Raw genomic sequence first — 20,800 nt, 5'->3', positions numbered from 1 at the left:
ATACCTATTGAGAAGAAATCGATCTTTTTTATGATCTACAAGCGCTAGCACAGGATCATGTCATATAGATTTATTAAAATACTCGCTCGCGGTTTCAAACATCTGTTCTGGGACACTCAAACGCCAAATTGCCTTGAGCGACGGAAATGGCACAACGATCCACTTGCACATCCCGCGATCCGTGCAATGACCGAACGCGAGCGCGCAGATCTGCCATTCTCGTCACATGTTTTCCATGACGAAGAGTAAACAGACTGGCTCATTACCGCATATCGGGTTTTGGCGACATGGCGCGCCAAAGTACCCTGTTCCCTGTATTGTTTTTTTAAATCCAACTGTGCCTTATCTCGACAATAGAACGCGGTATTGAGGGTCAGCGACGGAATACCCCACCCCACCTAAAAACCCGTTTCGGTTAGATTTTGGACAAACCTGTTTGGGCAATCCGACCCATATTTTACGAAACCAATTTGGTGTCGCACAATACATTTAAGGAATTAAATACATGAAGATTTTATCTTATAAAGCAGGCCATGATGGACATGTTGCCTATCTTGATAAGAGTAAATTACAATTTTCCATCGAAGCCGAAAAAGATTCTTGGCCGCGCTACGAAGTTGTAACCCCAAGCCTAAACCTACGGGCGATGGAATATGTCGACACGATTCCAGATGTCGTAGCCATTTCGGGTTGGGTTAAAGGTTTTCACTCTGTTAACGATCCTGTTGAAGGCGGCTACTACGGCGAAGGTGTCAACACAATCGTTGACCGGACTCAAAATTTCTTAGGCAAAGAGGTTCGCCTTTTCTCTTCCTCGCATGAACGCTCTCATATTCTGGGCGCTTACGGCATGTCCCCGTTTCCGCAAGGCCAGGCCTGTTATGCGCTAATCTGGGAAGGGTCGTTGGGGTGTTTTTATCACATTGACGAAAACGTACATGTTACGAAAATCGGCAGTGTGATGGCTGATCCGGGCAATAAATACGCCTTCCTTTATGCTTTGGCTGACCCGTCGTTTCCAATTCACAAAGGGTTTTTCCGGTATTCTGACGCTGGCAAACTGATGGCATTGGTCAGCTATGGAAAACCCAACAGCGCATCTGACAGTGATAAAGAGCTCATTGATTTCATCTTATCCCAAAAAGCCATTTTGCTTGATGTAGACAAGGGCCAGCTGCGGGATTCTCCTTATTTCAACATTGGCGTTGAATCAGAACAATTTAAAAACTTGGCCCGTAATTTTTCCGATACTCTTTTCCAACGCTTCCACGATTTTGCCAAAGAACATCTGACAGAGAAGCTCCCTTTGTTGATTGCGGGCGGATGCGGTCTGAATTGTGACTGGAACAGCGAATGGCACAATACAGGCCTGTTCTCTGACATCTTTATTCCACCTTGTACAAATGATTCCGGCTCAGCCATTGGTACAGCCATCGATGCGCAACGCCACTATACAGGCGAGGCCAAAATAAATTGGTCAGTCTATGCCGGTGAAGCCTTCGTCCACGACAAAGCCGACCTGTCAGAATATGACGCCTTTGATCTGGATTACGCGCAGGTCTCCGATTTCCTTAAAAACCAGAATGTTATAGCCTGGGTTCAAGGAAAATATGAAATCGGGCCGCGCGCACTTGGCAATCGATCCCTTATTGCAGCTCCTTTCACCAAAGAGATGCATGCGCGCCTGAATAAGATAAAAAACAGGGAAGGGTTCCGGCCAATTGCACCGATTTGTCTGGAAACGGACATGGACGCGTATTTCGAAAACCACGGTCCAAGCCCTTATATGCTCCACTTTCAAAAGGTCAAAACAGACGCACTTAAAACAATTACCCATGTCGATGGCTCTGCACGGGCACAAACGGTATCTGATGCAACCAATCCTGAAATGACAAAACTGCTCATGCAATTCAAATCAGATACTGGCTACGGCGTTTTGTGCAATACATCGCTGAACTTCAACGGCACGGGTTTTATCAACCGTATGTCTGATCTGGTGAAATACGCTACAAACGCCGGATTGGACGGCTTTGTCGTTGAAGATAAATTCTACAAAAAGAAATAAAATCAGAGGTGTATGAAAATACACCTCTTCCACATTCGCACCCTCAGGGCCTGGCGAATGACAACGGGGAAGGATTAATTTAGTATGATACAATTATGGATCGCAATGGCGAGCTTTTCATCGGCGCTGATTATCAGTCCCGGTCCGGGCAATGCGCTTCTGGCAGCCAACGGCGCAAGTTTCGGGTATAGGCGCACTCTCCCGTTCCTATTTGGGTTCGACACAGCCAATCTTGTATTATCCTTGATTTATGGGTTTGGTCTGGTCAATATTTTTGAACGCTATCCCAGCAGCTATCAGGTTTTTAAGATAGCCGGCGTTCTGTATATATTTTATCTGGCATATAAGTTCTTTACCGCTTCTACCTCCTCTTCCTCTGAAGCGCAAAAGGCAGAACCTATGGGATATCGTGATGGGTTTTTCGTTGTCATGTTAAACCCGAAGATTCACGCGATGTTTCCTCTTATTTATTCGCAATTTCTTGATCCAAATGGCAGCCTTACAGCACAAGTCTTTATCCTGACCGCGATATTTGTTGTACTTTGCCTGATTTGCCACTCTATTTGGATTGCAGGTGGGGATCTCATATTCCGTCGTTTTCAATCCGCCGGACAACAGCGCGCGCAGAATATCTTTTTTGGTGTGATGGTTGCCGCAGTTGGGGTCTATATCTTCCTAACCTGATATCAGCCGGTCTGCTGATGCTTTCTCTGGGCTGTGCCTGCAATCACTAGCCCAGAGAACCGATATGTAACGCAAGCTTGATTTCATACGGTCTGCCTCTGGAGCGATATCGCACGTACTGATGGCCTGCTTTGATGTCTACAGCAACCCCGACGGCGTGGGGTACAAAACGCATATTCAACCAGCATGGTTTGCAAAATCGGTCCCTGATCCGCCAGCCCTGTTGTCTCAATCACCACGCGATCAAAATCAAAGGCCACCGCATTCTGGCGTGACCTAAGATCCATCATAGGGTTCGCCAACGCTCCGCGGATTGTACAGCATAGACAGCCAGATGCCATCAGCACGATATCATCACTGGCTGTTTCAATCAGGTCATGAGCAAGACCTGCCTCGCCAAATTCATTTACGATAACAGCCATGCGTTCTTGGGGCTGTTAGTCAAAATTACATTCAAAAACATGGCCTTGCCTGCTCCCCCCCCAAAAAACCATGTGAGCACTGTGACCGGGATGCGATTATCTTCCAGTGCAATCTCCAAAGCCATCAGATATGACATAGTACATGTAATAAGATAACATTAGCTCAACCAGGCTCTTTATGCTACGCAACCTGACAGGATCTTACGAAACCACCACCAAACTGTTTCTACCTCAACTGAACAAAGACCCACGATATGCTGAAACTCTATTATGCCCCAGACAATGCATCGCTGATTTTGCGGCTGGCGCTGGAAGAAATGCAATTGGATTATGAAACGGTTCTTGTAGATCGTGGCGAACAGGAACAGCACTCTCCCGCTTATCTGGCAATCAACCCAATGGGGCAAATACCTGCATTAGATACGCCTGATGGTATCCTGACCGAAACAGCCGCCTGCCTGTTGTGGCTTTGTGATGCCCACCCGGCAGCCAACCTTGGCGCACCGGTTCAAAGTCAAAAGCGTGGTGTTTTTCTGCGCTGGATGTTTTTTCTTTCAAACACCCTGCATTCAGATCTGGCTCGCACCTTTTACCCAGATCGATATGTCCCAAAAGCAACCCTGAGCGCCCATCATCAGATCATGACCAAGCGCCTGAAAAAGCATTTTTCTATTCTGGACAGCACGCTTGCGGCGCATCCTTCATTGTTTCATGCAGGGTCTGCGCTCAGCCTCTATATCTGTCCGCTCTTGCGATGGTCCGCGCTTTATCCCACAGATCAAGAGCCGTGGTTTGCCCTGACACAGTATCCAAATTTGGCCAGACTGGCGCAGCAGATGGAACAGCGTGACAGCGTTCATGCAGCCGTAAAAGCAGAAGGCCTGGGCGTCAATCCTTTCACAAGGCCCAGACTGCCAATGCCACCAGAAGGGTCGGCGATCTGATCTTTTGCGCTTTGAAATGACGGGCTATTTCTGATCCTGATCAGATCGGACCTTGGGCGGCACGGGATCAAAACCAGATCCGCCCCAAGGATTGCAGCGCACCAAGCGCACGATCGTAAGCCACAGACCCCGTATCGGCCCATGTCTTTCCAATGCGTCTATAGCATAGGTCGAACAGGTCGGCTGAAACCGGCATGAATGCCCAACCCAAGGCGACAGCAACAGCTTATAGCCCCGAATGGGTAAAATCAGCAGCCAGATGAAAAACGCTCTCATGGTTGCATGCGCCAGAGGCTGCCACAGCAACCATTTTCTATTTCCACACCAATCGTCAAAAGCTCATCCCCAATCACGTCTTCTGGTTCTGTTCTCAACACACTCATATACGCTCCGCAATAGACGGTTGATACGTAGACATACTGACGCGCACAAAACACATCGAAATTGAAGAACCAAAATTACCGCATATCTTGAAAACGATACAAGATTTAGCCCTGACCTCAGTCGCCATTAAGGATGACCTGTGGCAAAAGGTACAAGAACACACTGGCCTCCGCCTTAGACAGGCCATTTGCGTCCATAACCTGGACACTTCTCTTCGGCAAACAACACAGTCCCTTTAGCTATCTGCAACGGGTCAACCGATTGGGCAGCGCAGCGCGATGTTTGGCAACCCTGCGGAAAAGCTTCTGCACAGACCCCAGGTGCGAGGGATCGATGACCGAAATTCAGATCGTCACGCTCAGCTTTCCGAAGGTACGCAGGCGTATCGACAAACCCGTATCCAAGATAACAGAACAGGATATTCGCGAACTATCTTAAGGTATTGAAATCGCATTCCGGATCAGGACGCAAGCTTTGCCACAGGTGCTCTTGGTTTGCGTTCCAGCGCCGCAAAGGCGGCCCCTGCCAGAATAAGAGGGGCAGCAATCAAAAACGTAGAAGACAAGCCAACCCGAAACAGGAAGAGATCCGCAAGCAGCGGCCATAAAAGCGCGATATACTCAAAAGGTGCAAGACGAGAGGCCTCAGCATATCTAAACGACAGCGTCAGCGCGATATGGGAAAAGCCACCAAATAGGCCTGCACTGATCAGCAAGGCAAGGGTTGCCCCATCCGGCATGATCCAGCCCCATGGCAAAGTGAAAAGCGCGCCGATCATTGAGGCAATGACAAAATAAAAGGCAATTGCACCGGGGCTTTCCGTTTTGTTGAGATTGCGCACCATGACCATGGCAAAGGCAGACAACACAGCCGAACAAAGCGCAAAGCCAAACCCCAAAAGGCGTACTCCGTCCAGATCCGCGTTCAGCTCTGGCCAGACCATGACAAGAACACCTGCAAACCCGACACCCAATCCAACAATACGCCACGGATTCAGCCGTTCAGACAGAAACACAACCGCACCAATGGCCATCAGCATGGGCGACAGTTGCGCCATCAGGATCACCTCTGCCAGATTAAGCCGCGCAACCCCCGCAAAAGAGGTGAACAACGCCAAAGCCCCAAGACCCGACCGCATCAAATGTCCAAAGGGGCGTTTCGTCGCCAGCCCTTGCGGGAATTCGCGCCGGATCCACAGAAAAATAACGAGCGGGATAATGGCAAAGAAGGAACGGAAAAAAACCACCTCCCCCAAAGGCACTGACGTCTCCAGCGCCTTCACACTCACAAACATGCCTGCAGCCAAGAGGCCCGCAACAATACGCAGGTTTATGCCCAGCAAAGGCCGGTCAAACGTGGTTGTGGTCATCTCTTAGGCATCTTTCGCAATGGCATCTCGCAACGCATCGCCTGACAGATTGATGGCCAGCACACAAGTCACAACAACCAGACCCGGCCAGATCATCAGCAAAGGTGTGGATCGCATATGAACCCGGGCATCCAGCAGCATAGACCCCCATTCCGGGTTGGGCGGCTGCACGCCAAAGCCCAGGAACCCAAGCGCGGAAATGCCAAGGATGGCCCGCGCAAACGCCCCCGTCCAGACCACAGTCAGCGACGGCAACAAGGCGGGCAGGTAATGCCACCGCGCAATAGACCATGCAGGCATTCCAGCCAGTTGCGCCTGCACAACATAGCCTCGTGTTTTAACAGAAAGCCCCGTGCCGCGGGCCACGCGCGCAAACCGCATCCAGCCGGTCAGGCTAAGCGCAAAGATCAAACTCCAGGTCCCCGCCCCCAAAAGCCCGGCAATCACAACCGCAGCCACCAGTTCTGGAAAGGCAAGAAAGGTATCTGTTACCCTCATCATCACCCAATCGGCAATTTTACCGCCCTGTGCTGCAATCAACCCAGCACATGTCCCAATCGCAAGGCTGATCAGCGAAACCACAAAGGCAAGGCCAAGAGACCAGCGCGCGCCATGCAGCAGGCGTGACAGCACATCTCGCCCCAAGGCATCAGTTCCCAAAAGGAATTCAGTGCTGGGCGGCGACAAGCGTTTGGGAATATTCAGCGCATTAGGATCATGCGGTGCCAGAGCGGCCCCAAACACAATAAGCAACGCAAAAAAGACAGCGAGGATCAGAACACTACGCATCCCGTTCTCCAATCCGAGGATCAATAAGGCGATACAGCAGATCGATGATCAGATTTGACACAACAAAAACCAGCGCGGTCAAAAGAACAACCGCCTGCACTTGTGGAAAATCACGCGCTGCAATCGCAGACACCAAAAAGGTGCCCAGCCCCGGTCGCCCAAAGATCACCTCAACCAGCACAGCCCCTTCCAGCAGAAACGCCAGTTCAAGACCAAACACAGTGATGACAGGGATCGCCGCATGAGGCGCGATATGATCCCGGCCAATAGCCGCCTCAGGTACGCCGCGTCGCTGGATCGCCGGTAAAAACGCTTGTCCCCGCGCTTCCAAAATCCCCGACCTGATAATGCGCGTCAAAGAGGCCGCAACGCCAAGGCCAAGGGTCAGCGCAGGCAAAATAGCATGTGCAGGGGTCCGCGCGCCCATGGCAGGCAACCAACCAAGCTGCACCGCAAAGAGCAAAATCAACAACAACCCCAGCCAATAGGCCGGGATCGCCGCGCCAAGTGATGCAATCGCAACCGCAATGCGATCACTCAGACGTCCGGGGCGTTTCGCCGCAAAGATCGCCAAGGGAAGCGCCACGCCAAGACCAATCATCAATCCTGCAAAGGCCAAAGGAAACGTATAGGTCATCGCCCCCCAAAGATCCGGCCAAACCGGCCGCCCCGTGACTGCGGAATTGCCAAAATCAAAGCACAACAAAGGCCCCAACCATGACCAGAACGCGGGCCAAAACGAGGTGTTCAAACCCACCTCTTCGCGCACCTGATCAATCACCTCCTGCGACAAAAGCGCATCAAAACGGGCCATCGCAATCGCCGCTGCCGGATCACCGGGCGCGTTCCACAGCAGCGCAAAGGTCAAAAAGGCGGTGCCTGCCAAAACCACAAGGGTTCTCAGCAACAGCCCAAACAGTGTCTTGCTCATGCTGCAGCCTCCAAGCCGCCAAGGGCAATGGCCGCATCCCGCAAGGCTTGACAATAGCCCGCTTTGGGCGCCGTCACAAATTGCTGCGGTGTCGAAATTTCCTCAATCTGGCCCGCTCTGAGCACCGCAATTTCATCACTATGCGCCACTGCATAGCCAAGATCGTGGGTCACAATCAAAGCGGCGAACCCTTCTTCGGCCTGCAAATCTCGGATCAATCTTGCGGTGTGTTTCTGGGTCACCGCGTCCAAAGCCGACAGCGGCTCATCAAACAAAACCAAAGGTGGAGCCGCAATCAAAGCTCGCAAAATCCCCACACGCTGCGCCTGCCCAATTGACACTTCATTTGGTCGTCGTTCAAGGATCTCTTCCTTAATCTCCAATCCATCACACAGGCGTTTGATCCGCGCCTCTGGCACCGACTGACCCGCCGCAACCACAGGTTCCAGCACCGAACGGCGCAACGGCAAAACGGGGTTAAACGCGGCGCGCGGCTCTTGCATCACAAGTGCCGGACGACAGCTGCGCACGGGTTGCCCAGACCATGCAATCTGGCCCTGTATTGGCTTCAAAAACCCCAAGATTGCCGCAATCAAGGTTGATTTACCTGCCCCACTTTCCCCCACAACAGCCAGTGTTTTCCCGGCCGCCAAAGTGAAGGCGATATTTTGAAGTGCAAGCTTAGAGCCGCGTTTTACGGCGATCGTGTCAACAGTCAGCATGGAAGTGCCATCCAGTTGCGGTGCGCCACAAGGGATTGCGCCGCTTTTGTCTGAGGGGTGTTTAAAATATCCTGCGTCGCGGCTTCCTCAACCAGATGACCATCCTGCATCACTGCCAGTTTTGACACCCATTTAGAAGCCAGACCCAAATCATGGGTAATCAACACCATCGCAATGTTTTGCTCCGTCAGATGTTGATCCAGCAATTGCATTGTGGCGGCCGCAACCACAGGATCTAAAGCCGAAGTGGGTTCATCCAGCACAATCAAATCCGGCGCGCCAATCAACGCCATCGCAATAACAAAGCGCTGCTGCATCCCGCGGCTCCAACCCCAAGGGCGTTTGCGCATGTCCCCTTTTTCGATTTTCAACGTCGCAAACAGCGCCTCGCGGTCCGCCGTTCCGGGTTTCAATCCCAAAGCACGCTCTGCTTCTTGCCAGTGAAACGCCATGCTGCGCAGCGGGTCCAAGGCTTCATCAGGGCTTTGCGGCACTTGCGCGACACTATGGCCCTGACGACGCAGATCATCAATCAGCGCATGTCCAAAAGTGGATTTCCCGGATCCCGACGACCCGACGATCCCAATTCGTTCAGCTGGAGCAATGTTCAAAGAGGTTGGATACAATATGGTGCGCCCGGAACGCATGGCGCTCAGATCACTTACGCGCAGCGCCAGTTTTGTGACGGTTGAGCCGCTTACCATAGGCAGACCTTAATTAAATAGAAAAACACAGACCGCTCCTGAGCCAAAAACTGGCTCAGGAACACATCACAATTTACTCAGCGAGTTTTGTCTCATGGGTCAACCAATAGGTCTCGGTTGGGTGCACCTGATACCCTGTTAGACCTGCTTTGGCGACATTCACCTGACTGACATGGAAAACAGGGATCAAGGCCGCATCCGCAGCGATGATCTGTTGCACGTCATCATAGATCGCCTCGCGTTTATCCTGATCAAATGTCAGACGCCCAGCCTCCAGCAGTTTGTCCAATTCAGCATTGGCATAACGCCCTGAATTAGATCCGCCATCAGATTTCAGCAGCGCTTCCAGAACGGAACCGGGATCGCCTTGCGGGGTGGCCACCCAAGCTTGCAGGAACAAATCCGCTTCGCCCGCTGCAATCTGATCATTGCTTGCGCCCCATTCGCCAACCTTTACAGAGGCTTTGATCCCAATCGCTGACAGGAAAGCTTGTGTGATTTCTGCAGTCGGCGACAAGGCCGCGCGGGACGAATAGGTTACGATATCGATCTCTAGGGGCGCGCCATCCAGCATCCACTGACCACCTGTTTTCACAGCCCCTGCTTCCGCCAAAAGCGCCTCTGCTTTCGCAGGATCATACTCCGCCGCAATATCTGCAGCCCAATTTTTACCAGCCGGGAACACAGTGCCTGCAGCAACACCGCCGACACCTGACAAAACAGCATCAACAACACCGTTGCGATCAATGGCAAAAGAAACGGCCTTACGGATCAGCGGGTTAGACATTGGCCCACTGGCCGCATTCACCGTGTAGAAGTAAAGACGCGATGTCGGCGCAGAAAATCCCTGTGCCTCGCCTGCGCTGATGCGCGCAAAATCAGCCTCAGGATAGTTGATCACCATATCAACTTCACCCGCCTCAAAGGCAAGTGCCGCAGAGCTTGGATTGGCAATGCCAACAACCCGAACTTCTTCAAAACCGGGCACGCCAAGACGGTAATCTGAATTCGCCTCTACGCGGTATTCTTGATTGGGAACCGCGTCGCGAAAAATATAAGGACCCGTGCCATTAATCGGGAACGCATCTGAAGGCGCCCCCAGAATGGCTAGGCCGGGCTCGGACAACGACCATGGGAAAGCCGCATTTGGGCTGTTGGTCTCAAACACCACAACACGGTCACCGTCTGTGGACATACCTGCCAGATCAAGCAATTTCACAATCCGTGCATTGCTTGCGGGATGGCCTTCTTCTGACATCGGACTAATCGAGTCGATCACCGCCTGCGCGGTCAAAGCGGACCCATCATGAAACGTTACACCTTCGCGCAACGTCACACGCCATGTGGTGGGCGCGGATTGTTCAATCGCCTCCGCCAGACGCGGATAAAGCTTCATATCGTAATCCAAACCCATAAGGGTTTCGGTGACACCGGTCTGGTTTGACATCCAACCATTATAGCTGGCGCGCGGGTCAGGAATTTCTGACTCAGAAATAAACCCCACCGAAATGGTAAGACTGCCCTCTTGCGCAACAGCAGGTGCCGCAAATGCGCCAACCGCCAGAACCCCAGCAAAAGCCAGCCGTGACATCAATGACATGGCAGTTTCCTTTATTCCTAAGACAAATTTAAACGGAGACGATCAATTACAGTGGACATGGCCCGGTCATCATCGCAAAGGTGTTCTGATCCAAAACCCAGTGCACGATCACCAACAGCGAAGCAGAGCATCATGATATCCTGACTAAAACAATCAATCTCGAGTCACGCAACTAACAACGTTACGAATGTTTCGCAACATCAAAAGTTACAGACCTTATTGATCAAGGGATCTGGAGAAACACCATGAAGCAAAATAGCCGACTTTGGTTGGCCCTTCATACATTGGGCCATATCGCAAACGAGCCTGACAGAATGCACACGTCTGCGGAAATTGCAGACCATGCAGGGACCAATCCAGTTGTTGTCCGTCGTGTACTGGGCCGATTGCGAGAGGCTGGCCTGCTGGTTTCAGAAAAAGGCCATGCTGGCGGTTGGCGTCTGGCCTCTGCGCCAAAGGATATTACACTGGCGGATATATATTCTGCGCTGGATGAAAACATCGTCGCTCCACCTCCGGCTGACTATGCCCGCTCTTGTGCCGTTGAAAGCGAACTGCATAAGCATGTGACTTCTGTACTTTTAGAGGCCGAAAGAAGCCTGGTAGAACGGCTGGGGGAAACAACGCTTGCACAATTTCAAGAAGTCTAGCGCAAATCTGTTTTCAAACGCGCACATCTAAATCGACAACAGACCGCTCGGTATCGGTGCGCCCCATGGGCGAACCCTGAAATCCATGTGCTGGTTCATTGCGGCATCCTAAGATTGGCGACAGCCTCTCAATTAACCTACCATTTTTATTTGCTTTAAATCACATCTCATAGCTCTCAAAAAAGACTTTAGGTTGATTTAGAATTATTCTAATTTGCTTAGAACGATTCTAAGTGGCTACTGATGTGGATGCAACATCACTGGCAAAGACCAAAGGTAAGACTTCCATGGACCCCATTTTTTACGTTTTTCTGGCAGCTCTTGTCACCGCTCTCGCAACAGGGCTGGGTCCCCTGCCCTTTGCAATCTGGCGCGGCATGTCCCCTCGGGCGGTCTCAATCTGCAACGGCGTTGCAGCTGGATTGATGATCGCTGCCAGTTTCAGCTTGCTGCAGGAAGGCGTTGAACTGAACCCCTTGCACACCATCCTTGGGCTTGTCGGTGGCTTTGTCTTTATCGCAATCAGCCACTCAATCATGGAACGTTTTGATAATTTTCACATCGGCAATATCCAAGGCGCAGATGCTATGAAAATGTTGATGATTGTTGGCATTATGACCCTCCATTCTGCCGCAGAAGGCATTGGCGTGGGCGTTGCTTATGCAGGGGAAGGAAATCTGGGCACCTTCATCACAGCAGCAATTGCCATCCACAATATCCCCGAAGGTCTGGCCATCGCGCTTGTGCTGGTACCACGCGGCGCAAAGGTCTGGCAGGCTATGGGGTGGAGCGTGTTTTCAAGCCTGCCCCAACCCCTTTTGGCCGTACCGGCCTTCCTGTTTGTGACGTTTTTTGCCCCTTTCCTACCCATAGGGTTGGGTCTCGCCGCAGGGGCTATGATCTGGATGACCTTATCCGAACTCATCCCCGAAGCCTTAGAAAACGCCACAAGCCCCAAAATCGCAAGTGCCGTAACACTGTCCATTGCCGGAATGCTGATGTTTGAACTGCTTCTGGTCACGCTCTAGGCCCGCAGGTTTTCCTCAACCCCTGTGGTCAGACCGGCCCAGTCCGATAAATGTTGCGGTATCTTTCTGTAATGGCGCGAACGTTCTAATTCTGAAGTTTTTCCTTGACGTGATACTAAATGGTTTCATAATTAAATGATACCATTTAGTATCACGATTGGAGATCTTATGAAGAAACCGCTCGCTATCACCCTGCTGCTGATGGCTGGGGCCGCCATCGCAGAAACCACAGACATTCAGTTGCTCAGCACCGATGATTTAGACTGGACACAGACGTCGGAAGGAGTCGCATTTGCCGCCCTCAAAGGCGATCGTTTCGCAGAACCCTATCAGGCAATGGTGCGCCTCCCCGCAGGAACAGTCAGCCCTCCACATGTGAAAACCGCCAACATGTACGGCGTGCTGCTCCAAGGAGAGATGATCCATTATGCGATCAATGAAGACCCCGAAACGGTACGCAAAATAGGCCCCGGCTCATTTTATGCCATCGCAGGCGGTCTTGCGCACACTTCTGCATGTGTGTCTGAAACACCCTGTCTGGCCTACCTCTATCAGGATGGCGCCTTTGATTTTAATCTGATCTCAAACTGATGGAACAGGAACAACTAGGCTTTCGGGCCCTCGCAGATGTCACCCGGCGCGATATCCTGCGGCTGCTCGCCGAAAAAGACATGACAATCGCCGAAGTTGCCGAAAACTTCGACATGACACGCGCGGCTGTCAAAAAACACCTGACGATCCTCCAAGAAGGCGATCTGATCTCGGTTCACGTCAGCGGCCGCTCTCGCGTGAACGCCCTAAATCCAATCGGCCTCAAACAGATGTTCGATTGGTTCAGCTATTTTGATGCCTTCTGGGAGGATCGCCTCTCCACCCTGAAATCTGAAATCGAGAAAGACCTGCAATGACCCACACAACCCTTGAAAAATCCATCTACCTTAAAGCGACCCCTGCCAAAGTATGGGACTATCTAACCAACCCCGAAAAGCTTGCGCTCTGGTTTCACAAACCACAGGCCCCTCTGGTGGCAGGCAGCTATGAGATGTTTGGCGTTGAAAGCGGCGACAAGTTGATGTGGGGAGAGGTCCTTGTAGCAGAGCCCTTTACGCGTCTTGAATACAGCTTCTCAATTGCGCCTATGGCCGGGCAATCCAGCACCGTTAAATGGACCCTTCAAGAGGTCGCAGGGGGAACAAAACTGTCCCTGCGCCATGAAGGACTGCCAGCCGGAACAGACGCCTTTGGCCTAATTCTGGCTCTGGACAAAGGTTGGGACGATCATTTGGCAAGATTGCGTACCTCTACCCATGAAGTAGCGTAAACAGACGGACCTCTTTACCCACAAAAGAGGTCCCTCACACCCCAGCCTGTGGCAGCACAAAATGCAAATCACGTGGCGCAAGCCTGTTTGGAAAAACCGGATAATCATAGGCCTGTGAAAGGACCTCGGGCACATAGGTCGCCTGCACATTGCCAGCAATCGAAATCTCTCCCTCTTTCATGACCAGCACTTGATCGGCCACCATCGCAGTCAGGTTCAGATCATGCATCACAGCCACAACACCGCCACCCTCACCTGCAAACCGGCGCATGCGGTCCATGACAGTGCGCTGATGTTTGATGTCCAGACTGGACACAGGTTCATCCAGAAACAACCAGCGCGGGCCTTGTGTTTCAACCTCTGCCCCCACCGGCTGCGCCACCTGCGCCAAAGCGCGGGCGAGCTGCACGCGCTGTTGCTCTCCGCCCGAGAGTTCATGATAAGGCCGCTCGCCGTATCCCGCCAGATCCACCTCTTGCAGCATACGGTCTGGCAAGTGCGGATCTTTGGCATTCACCCCAGCGCTTTGGCCAAGTTCAATAATTTCACGCACCGTAAAGGGAAACGCCACTTCGGCAAATTGCTGCAACACACCCCGAACAGGGGCCAGCTCATAAGGCCGATACGCCCCAAGCGCGCGCCCGTTCAGATCGATCTGCCCCGTGCTTTGTAATTCCCCGGTCAGGGCGCGCAGCAAGGTTGACTTGCCAGAGCCATTGGGCCCGATGATACAGGTCACCTCTCCGGCCTGCGCAGACAGTGTGACGCCATGCAAAATCTCTTTGCGCCCCAGTTTGACCCGCAGATCCGTAACATTCAGCGTCATAGGCCCATGCTCCTTTTGGATTTGAGCAGAATATAAAGAAACACAGGGGCCCCCAGCACCGCAGTGATGATCCCAATGGGCAATTCACTTGGCGCGACAATCACGCGGCTGATCATATCCGCCCCAATCAACACAATCGCCCCCAACAGGGTCGCATTGGGCAACAAAGGCCGATGATCTGGCCCCGTGGCCAGACGCAACAGATGCGGCACAACGATGCCAATAAAACCGATGCCACCAGACACGGCCACCGCTGCTCCCGTCGCCGCCGCAACAGACAGAATTGCCCCGTTTTTCACACGCTGAACCGAAACACCCATATGGGTTGCGGCCGCTTCACCAAGGCTGAGCGCGTTCAGCCCCCGCGCCAGATACGGCGTGGCCACAAGCCCCAGCACGATCACAGGGGCCGCCGCCGCCAGTTTCGCCCATGTGGCCCCGGCCAAGGATCCCAAACCCCAAAAGTTAAGTTCGCGCAGCTGTGCGTCATCAGCGATATAGATCATCAATCCCGCCAAAGCCCCGCCAAGCGCGCCGATTGCTATGCCTGCCAAAAGCATCGTCGCAACCGAAGTCTGCCCCCGCCGCGTCGCCACCGTATATAATAGCAATGTCGTGCCCCAGGCCCCCAAAAAGGCCGCAACAGGCACCAGCCACGCGCCAAGCAGGCTCTGCAACGCAAGGGGCAAAAAACCACCCAGAACAATGGCAAGGATCGCGCCAAGCCCGGCACCTGAACTCACCCCAACAATCCCCGGATCGGCCAGCGGGTTGCGAAACAACCCCTGCATCAAAACACCAGACACCGCCAGCGCCGCCCCCACCAAAAGCCCCATCACAAGACGGGGCAGACGAATGTTCAGCAATACAATCTGATCCACCTGTGACACGGGCGTACCAGTCCACAGGCCCTGCAGCACACCAGACAGGCTGGTGTCCGTCGCCCCAACAGAAAGCGATGCAAAAGACACCAGCAAAAGAACAAAGACCAAAACAGCCGTCAGCCGATAGGCGCGTTCTACCCGATTGCGCGGCCGGGTCGGCGCAACATCTACCGTTAATGTCATGATTTTTCCGGCATCTCTGTTACGCCATGAAACAGCTTCGCCAAATCAGACACCGCTTTGGCCGCGCGTGGCCCAAACTGCAGCATCAACGCACCATCAAGCCGCACAATCCGGCCCTGTTGTCCTGCAGGCGTCAACGCGATAGCAGGCAATGCCAACACCTCTTCATCGCTAATCGCGTGGTTACTACGTGACGACATCATCAAAACCACATCCGGCGCAGCCTGAATAATGGCCTCATCCGTCACCGGTTTATAGCCGGGGAAAGCTGTCATTGCGTTCTTGGCCCCGGCCATCTGCAAAATACCATCTGCGGCGGTATCACGCCCGGCCGCCATAATGCGCCCGCTTGCAGCACTTAATACAAACAAGACCTTGGGCGGGTTTGGGTTGGCCGTAGCAAGCGCCACAGCCTGTGCAAGCTCTTGCGCGACCTTTTCGCGCAGCGCCTGTGCGGCCTCTTCGGCCTCGATCGCGGTCCCGACGGCCGTGATCTTATCCGCCACACCTTCTGCCGTATAGATTTCCGAAATGATCACCATCTTAACCCCGGCGGCGCGCAGAACATCCATGGTTTCCGGCGGGCCAGCACCTTCGGTGGCAAGGATCAGATCCGGTTTCACCGAAAGAACTCCCTCCGCCGCCAAAGCGCGCGCATAGCCAACATCTGGCAAATCCTCGACCACCTCAGGATGGGTTGACGTGCTGTCGCGCGCCACCAGCCGATGTTCTTGGCCCAACGCAAAAACAATCTCTGTCAGCGCGCCCCCCACCGTAACAATCCGCGCAGCCGTGTCAGACAGCGCAGGTGTGGCGATCAAAACAGACAACGCCGCTGCAAAGACAGACTGCCGCATCACGCCAGCTCCTGTTCTGTGCGCAATGCAGGCAGGCTTGCCACCAGATCATTCCAAGCGCCCCGGCTGTCCGCCTCTTCGGTTTTGCGGCCAAAGATCTGAAAGATCAGCCCACCGTCTTTGTCAAAGGTTTCAACCGAAATTGCATCCCCGCGCTGGGTGGGTTTATTCACCGCCCAGACCTCAGCGATATGGTCCAGACGCAGATGCACGTTAAATCCGGGATCTAGGATATTCTGCCATGGCCCCATGGGTTTCAACGTCTCAAACGCCCCGCCATGGATTTCAATACAGCCGCGATTGCCGACAAAGAACATAATTTCAACGCCGCTGCCCGCAAGGCGCTCCAGCATCTGATTGACCGCTGCCACATCCAAAGCCCGCGCCATCGGCGCACCCACCATGCGATAGGCACCCAGACGGTTCATTTTCAGCTTTGAGGTCAGGCGCATAAATTGATGGGTGTCGGTCATCTTGGCCCATTCTGCGCGCAAGATATCCACCTTGGCAGGATCACCCTTTGGCGTTTCGGTTGGCTGGCGCGGCGCAACCTCAAGCGTATCAGATTGCTCTGCATGGCGCAGCTCAGCCACTAAATTGTCCCAATGCCCAAGGTTGGACGTGGCCCGCAGGTGGATTTTGTGAACCGCATCCCCGGCCGCATCAAACACCTGAATGCTGCGCCGCACGCCATTATCAGCCGCAGTTTCCACCGCAAAGGCCGTGATCCAATGGCTGGGGAACATGCGCATATCAATTGCGTCATTCAACACCATCGAGGCATGTTTGCCCGAATGGTAGTTATCGTAAACACCCACTTTTTCGATCACGCAGCTTTCATTACGGGTCAGTGCCATAACCTCCCCTAATCCGGTAAGCTGCGGAAATAACAAATCAAGATCAGCCTGAAGGCGCACAGCGCCATGTCCCACTTGCGCCGCCACAAGCTGGGCTTCGGACAGGCCCAGTTTATGGGCCAGATCGCGGCTTCTCAGGTTCGGGCTCTCTGCAATTTCCGCACGGATTTCGGCTCCACTGGGGAAGGATATTTCGGTTTCAGCCATTTTTTATCACCTGCTGCTACGTTTCGGGCGCTGGCTTGTGTGGCGCGTCAGAACAGCGTCACCTTGGCTGGTTGTTCCTCTTAACTAATAGTTGACTAAATCACTAGGTCAATATACAAGCCGCGTTATTGAAGCGAAAAAACGCCTCAAACCAGATTAAAGTACCGGTGCCAGCGCCCTCCCCTGCCAGCCCTTCGGATGAAGACACATGAAGGGACAGCGCATGACTGCACGCGCACTTAAACCGCTTTTGATGCGGTCCGTTTCAGCACTTGTTTTAACAAGCATTCCAGCCCTCGCACTTGCGCAATCCGTTGAAGAAGACGCAGGTGATTACTTGGGCGAAGTGATCCTTGAAACAGGAAAACGCGAGGTTCAGACCCAGACAGCGGTTCCAGTCACCACCATCAATCAAGAAGAAATTGATGACAGGCAAGCCTCAACCGTGGCGCAACTGATCGATTCCGTGCCCGGTGTCACATTGGTCAACGGCACAACGCCGCAATCCTCAGGCATCAACATCCGCGGCTTTGGTGCCAATGGCACCTATGGCTCCTCTCCCCGCGTTCTGATCACAATTGATGGCGCCACAACCGGCGGCGAGGAAATCTACCGGATCGGCAACCAGCTTTTCACCGATCCTGCGCTTTATAAACATGTCAACGTGATCCGTGGCACTGTGGGCTCTTTTGAATATGGTTCCGGCGCTGTGGGTGGCGTTGTGCAACTGGAAACCAAAGACGCTTCTGATTTCACCGGCGGCGAAATTGGCCTGCGTCTGCGCCAGATGGTCGAGGCGCAATCAAACGGCACTGGCTTTGCCACCTCCACAATCCTCGCTTGGCAGCCAACCGAAAATTTTGAACTTCTGGCCAACTATACGCTGCGCGACGCAGACCCATTTGACAGCGGCGATGGCAGTGAAAGCACAGTTGCAGGTTTTCGCAATGATACGGTCCTGCTGAAAGGGCGCTATACATTTGGCGATGATCAACAGCACGCCATTTCCGGCTGGTACAATTCTACCCATTCCGAAGACAACAGCGTGCCCTACGATATTCTGGGTCTCTCGTCCGGGTTCTATTTCGGTGATGTGGACCGTGTCGTTGACAGCCGAACCGCAGGTCTTCGCTATGAATTTAATCCCATCGGCAATGACCTGATCGATTTCAGCGCAACTCTGACCTATGCACAACAAGAGATCGACAGCACCTATATTCCTGGCTCCTGCGCCGGATTTGATGGTTGTGATTTTGCAGTTGCAGATCTGTTGAATGCCGATCACGACTATGAAACCACCAAGCTGACCCTGAAAAACAACAGCTATTTCACCACAGGCGCGGCGTCTCATGATCTACGTTTTGGGCTGGAATATATCAATCGCGAACGCCTCGATGCAAATGCCGCCCCCGGTGGATCAGACGATCGCTGGGCCGTCTTTGCGGTGGATGATATCCAGATCGGCAATGCCCTGACACTAACGCCTGCCCTGCGCTATGAAAGCCAGCGCGTGCGTGGCACCGATATCATCTCTCCCGGTGCAACCGACCCCTTTAATGGTAGCTTCAACAACAGCGCCCTCACCGGTGGGTTTTCAGCCCGCTACGAATTCGACAGCGGCTTTGCAGCCTTCGCAAGCGCCGCCTACACCGAAGTCAACCCGATCATCGACCGCCTTGATAAAGCCCCCTCTGTCTGGGTTCCTGAAAAGGGTCGCACCTATGAGGCAGGGTTTTCCTACAACGGCTCAGACCTGTTTTCAGAAGGCGATCAATTTGCCTTCAAGGCCAACGTTTATCAAACCAACCTGCGCGATGTCCGCGTGCCTGGCGATATCCTGACCACAGTCGAAGTCGAAGGCGTGGAAATAGAAGCAGGCTATGGCCACCAAAGCGGCTTTTACATGGATCTAAACGCGACCTTTGCAGATGGCGATCAGTACAATCCCGTTGCCAATACAACCACCGACTGGGCGCTTGCCCCAGAACCCACAGCCTCACTGACCCTTGGCAAACGCTTTGGTGATACATGGGATCTCAGCTGGGAACTGGTGGCAGCAAAAGGCGCAGAAGCGCTCAACGGCACCGGTGAGCTGGGCGGCTATGGCATCAGCAACCTGCGCGCGACCTACACCGTTCCGCAGGGAGCCCTGAAAGGGACAGAGGTGCGCCTTGGCATCGAAAACGCCTTTGACAAACAGTTCCAAACCCAGCTCTCCAGCCGCCCGGCAGCGGGTCGTAACGTCAAGCTGAGCCTCGCAAAAACCTTCTAAACATCCTGTGAAAAGGACGCCCCATGACAGATCTGTTCTCAAAAGTCGCAGCCCTTTTATGTGCACTCACCCTCGGCCAGCCGCTTTTGGCTGCAGATGGCACAACGCCCAAATCCGCAACCGGGCATCTGTCTATTGAACTCAGCGCTGCCGAGGATATCGGCAGCGCTTGCCGCATCAGTTTTCTGGCGCAAAACAAACTGCAGCACGATATTCAGCACGCTGTCTATGAAATGGTGCTGTTCAATACTCAAGGCAGCGTCGCCCAGATGACCCTGCTTGATTTTCAGGATCTCCCCACAGATCGCCCCCGCGTGCGCCAATTTGCATTCGAAGGTCAGCCCTGTAATGATATTTCCCGCATTCTGATCAATGGCGCATCGACCTGTGAGGCCGCAGATCAAAACGCTTGCATCAAAACGCTTGATTTAACCAGCCGCGCCAAAATGGAGCTGTTGGGATGATTTCTTTTACAAATCTCAGCGCCTCCCTGGCGCAAATCATCAAAACCGGCGGCCCAGTGGTTGTCCTCTTGCTGATTGTCTCGATTCTAACGCTCAGCCTTGTTCTTTATAAAACCTGGCAGTTTCGCGCGGCCCACGTGGGGCGGCATCGCCAGTTGCGCGCAGCGCTTGCCGCTTGGGACACCGGCGAACGCGCCGCCGCCCGCGCACATCTGCACCAAAGCCGCAGCTACCTTGCCCCCTTGCTGACACAGGCCTTTGATGACCGCGACAGCGACCGCATTGAAGCAGAGACCGAAGCGGATTTTGCAACCCTTGAACGCGGGCTTGGCGCGCTTGACATGATCGCCCAGCTTGCACCCCTGCTGGGCCTGTTTGGCACAGTTCTGGGCATGATCGAAGCCTTTCAAACCCTGCAATCTGCAGGCAGTTCCGTTGATCCATCGCTGCTTGCCGGTGGCATCTGGGTGGCTCTGCTGACCACCGCAGCCGGTCTTGCCGTGGCCATGCCAACGGCGCTTTTTTTGAACTGGTTCGAAGGCCGCATGCAACGCGAACGGGTGTTTGCCAATCAGGCCTTGCGTATTGCCTTTGCCCCCGCAGCCCCACCCCAGACACCGGTGCAGGCGGCCTGATC

The 20,800-nt window shown here is 53.4% G+C and carries 24 protein-coding genes; 12 read left to right on the top strand and 12 right to left on the bottom strand.

Annotated features, from left to right (window positions below; all coding sequences use genetic code 11):
* Positions 1–57: 57 nt before the first annotated feature.
* The 3 genes from BLP79_RS07965 (at position 58) to BLP79_RS07955 (ending at position 2,749) form a co-directional block, all read left to right on the top strand.
* On the top strand, positions 58–249 hold the full coding sequence (locus tag BLP79_RS07965; protein WP_090217929.1) for a hypothetical protein: 192 nt from the start codon (positions 58–60) through the stop codon (positions 247–249).
* Positions 250–505: 256 nt separating this feature from the next.
* Entirely contained in the window at positions 506–2,065 is a 1,560-nt protein-coding gene (locus BLP79_RS07960) for a carbamoyltransferase C-terminal domain-containing protein (protein WP_090217928.1), read from the top strand.
* A gap of 84 nt (positions 2,066–2,149) precedes the next feature.
* Positions 2,150–2,749 (top strand): LysE family translocator, encoded by a 600-nt coding sequence (locus BLP79_RS07955; RefSeq protein WP_090217926.1) that lies wholly within the window; start codon positions 2,150–2,152, stop codon positions 2,747–2,749.
* An 83-nt stretch (positions 2,750–2,832) separates the two neighbouring features.
* Here BLP79_RS07955 and BLP79_RS07950 read toward each other — a convergent pair whose 3' ends face one another.
* Positions 2,833–3,171, bottom strand: coding sequence for a GTP-binding protein (locus BLP79_RS07950; protein WP_232716403.1), 339 nt, complete (start codon positions 3,169–3,171; stop codon positions 2,833–2,835).
* Between the two features lie 254 nt (positions 3,172–3,425).
* Here BLP79_RS07950 and BLP79_RS07945 point away from each other — a divergent pair, with 254 nt between their 5' ends.
* Entirely contained in the window at positions 3,426–4,115 is a 690-nt protein-coding gene (locus BLP79_RS07945) for a glutathione S-transferase family protein (protein ID WP_090217924.1), read from the top strand.
* Between the two features lie 24 nt (positions 4,116–4,139).
* Here the strand turns inward: BLP79_RS07945 and yidD are convergent, their stop codons facing one another.
* The 7 genes from yidD to BLP79_RS07905 form a co-directional block, all read right to left on the bottom strand.
* On the bottom strand, positions 4,140–4,391 hold the full coding sequence (yidD, locus tag BLP79_RS07940; protein WP_090217922.1) for a membrane protein insertion efficiency factor YidD: 252 nt from the start codon (positions 4,389–4,391) through the stop codon (positions 4,140–4,142).
* Between the two features lie 568 nt (positions 4,392–4,959).
* A complete protein-coding gene (locus tag BLP79_RS07930) occupies positions 4,960–5,868 on the bottom strand; it encodes a DMT family transporter (protein ID WP_090217919.1) in 909 nt (302 codons plus the stop codon).
* Positions 5,869–5,871: 3 nt separating this feature from the next.
* Positions 5,872–6,657: an ABC transporter permease gene (locus BLP79_RS07925; RefSeq protein WP_090217917.1), complete on the bottom strand. Its 786-nt coding sequence runs from the start codon at positions 6,655–6,657 to the stop codon at positions 5,872–5,874.
* Entirely contained in the window at positions 6,650–7,588 is a 939-nt protein-coding gene (locus tag BLP79_RS07920) for an ABC transporter permease (RefSeq protein WP_090217916.1), read from the bottom strand. Before BLP79_RS07920 ends, BLP79_RS07925 begins: the two co-directional genes overlap by 8 nt.
* Positions 7,585–8,310, bottom strand: a complete 726-nt coding sequence (locus BLP79_RS07915) for an ABC transporter ATP-binding protein (RefSeq protein WP_090217914.1) — start codon at positions 8,308–8,310, stop codon at positions 7,585–7,587. The genes BLP79_RS07920 and BLP79_RS07915 overlap by 4 nt, the downstream gene beginning before the upstream one ends.
* Positions 8,304–9,014 carry an ATP-binding cassette domain-containing protein gene (locus BLP79_RS07910; protein ID WP_232716401.1) on the bottom strand — a complete coding sequence of 237 codons (711 nt, stop codon included), beginning with the start codon at positions 9,012–9,014 and terminating at the stop codon, positions 8,304–8,306. The genes BLP79_RS07915 and BLP79_RS07910 overlap by 7 nt, the downstream gene beginning before the upstream one ends.
* A 73-nt stretch (positions 9,015–9,087) precedes the next feature.
* Positions 9,088–10,614: an ABC transporter substrate-binding protein gene (locus BLP79_RS07905; RefSeq protein ID WP_090217912.1), complete on the bottom strand. Its 1,527-nt coding sequence runs from the start codon at positions 10,612–10,614 to the stop codon at positions 9,088–9,090.
* A 245-nt stretch (positions 10,615–10,859) separates the two neighbouring features.
* On the opposite strand from BLP79_RS07905, the gene BLP79_RS07900 reads away from it, so the two are divergent.
* From BLP79_RS07900 to BLP79_RS07880, 5 genes are all read left to right on the top strand, one after another.
* The gene (locus BLP79_RS07900) at positions 10,860–11,264 is read left to right on the top strand and encodes an RrF2 family transcriptional regulator (protein ID WP_090217911.1); all 405 of its coding nucleotides are present in this window, start codon (positions 10,860–10,862) and stop codon (positions 11,262–11,264) included.
* 287 nt (positions 11,265–11,551) lie between these two features.
* On the top strand, positions 11,552–12,292 hold the full coding sequence (locus BLP79_RS07895) for a ZIP family metal transporter (protein WP_090217908.1): 741 nt from the start codon (positions 11,552–11,554) through the stop codon (positions 12,290–12,292).
* Positions 12,293–12,460: 168 nt separating this feature from the next.
* Positions 12,461–12,883 carry a cupin domain-containing protein gene (locus BLP79_RS07890; RefSeq protein ID WP_090217906.1) on the top strand — a complete coding sequence of 141 codons (423 nt, stop codon included), beginning with the start codon at positions 12,461–12,463 and terminating at the stop codon, positions 12,881–12,883.
* On the top strand, positions 12,883–13,200 hold the full coding sequence (locus BLP79_RS07885) for an ArsR/SmtB family transcription factor (RefSeq protein WP_090217904.1): 318 nt from the start codon (positions 12,883–12,885) through the stop codon (positions 13,198–13,200). The genes BLP79_RS07890 and BLP79_RS07885 overlap by 1 nt, the downstream gene beginning before the upstream one ends.
* Positions 13,197–13,613, top strand: coding sequence for an SRPBCC family protein (locus tag BLP79_RS07880; protein ID WP_090217903.1), 417 nt, complete (start codon positions 13,197–13,199; stop codon positions 13,611–13,613). The genes BLP79_RS07885 and BLP79_RS07880 overlap by 4 nt, the downstream gene beginning before the upstream one ends.
* Before the next feature lie 34 nt (positions 13,614–13,647).
* Here the strand turns inward: BLP79_RS07880 and BLP79_RS07875 are convergent, their stop codons facing one another.
* Genes BLP79_RS07875 through BLP79_RS07860 form a run of 4 tightly spaced genes read right to left on the bottom strand, consistent with a single transcriptional unit; the run spans position 13,648 to position 17,427 of the window.
* On the bottom strand, positions 13,648–14,439 hold the full coding sequence (locus BLP79_RS07875) for a heme ABC transporter ATP-binding protein (protein WP_090217901.1): 792 nt from the start codon (positions 14,437–14,439) through the stop codon (positions 13,648–13,650).
* Positions 14,436–15,506 (bottom strand): FecCD family ABC transporter permease, encoded by a 1,071-nt coding sequence (locus BLP79_RS07870; RefSeq protein ID WP_090217899.1) that lies wholly within the window; start codon positions 15,504–15,506, stop codon positions 14,436–14,438. The genes BLP79_RS07875 and BLP79_RS07870 overlap by 4 nt, the downstream gene beginning before the upstream one ends.
* Entirely contained in the window at positions 15,503–16,363 is an 861-nt protein-coding gene (locus BLP79_RS07865) for a heme/hemin ABC transporter substrate-binding protein (RefSeq protein ID WP_090217897.1), read from the bottom strand. Before BLP79_RS07865 ends, BLP79_RS07870 begins: the two co-directional genes overlap by 4 nt.
* On the bottom strand, positions 16,363–17,427 hold the full coding sequence (locus tag BLP79_RS07860) for a hemin-degrading factor (protein ID WP_090217896.1): 1,065 nt from the start codon (positions 17,425–17,427) through the stop codon (positions 16,363–16,365). The genes BLP79_RS07865 and BLP79_RS07860 overlap by 1 nt, the downstream gene beginning before the upstream one ends.
* 223 nt (positions 17,428–17,650) lie before the next feature.
* Here BLP79_RS07860 and BLP79_RS07855 point away from each other — a divergent pair, with 223 nt between their 5' ends.
* The 3 genes from BLP79_RS07855 to BLP79_RS07845 are packed head-to-tail and all read left to right on the top strand — an operon-like array spanning position 17,651 to position 20,798.
* On the top strand, positions 17,651–19,699 hold the full coding sequence (locus tag BLP79_RS07855) for a TonB-dependent receptor domain-containing protein (RefSeq protein WP_090217894.1): 2,049 nt from the start codon (positions 17,651–17,653) through the stop codon (positions 19,697–19,699).
* Positions 19,700–19,722: 23 nt separating this feature from the next.
* Positions 19,723–20,163 carry a hypothetical protein gene (locus tag BLP79_RS07850; protein WP_090217893.1) on the top strand — a complete coding sequence of 147 codons (441 nt, stop codon included), beginning with the start codon at positions 19,723–19,725 and terminating at the stop codon, positions 20,161–20,163.
* Positions 20,160–20,798 (top strand): MotA/TolQ/ExbB proton channel family protein, encoded by a 639-nt coding sequence (locus tag BLP79_RS07845; RefSeq protein WP_090217891.1) that lies wholly within the window; start codon positions 20,160–20,162, stop codon positions 20,796–20,798. Before BLP79_RS07850 ends, BLP79_RS07845 begins: the two co-directional genes overlap by 4 nt.
* Positions 20,799–20,800 lie beyond the last annotated feature (2 nt).

It is taken from the genome of Epibacterium ulvae, assembly GCF_900102795.1.
Lineage (GTDB): Bacteria > Pseudomonadota > Alphaproteobacteria > Rhodobacterales > Rhodobacteraceae > Epibacterium > Epibacterium ulvae.
The sequence above is the reverse complement of the archived record's forward strand: the minus strand, read 5'-3'. Positions and strand labels throughout refer to the sequence as shown.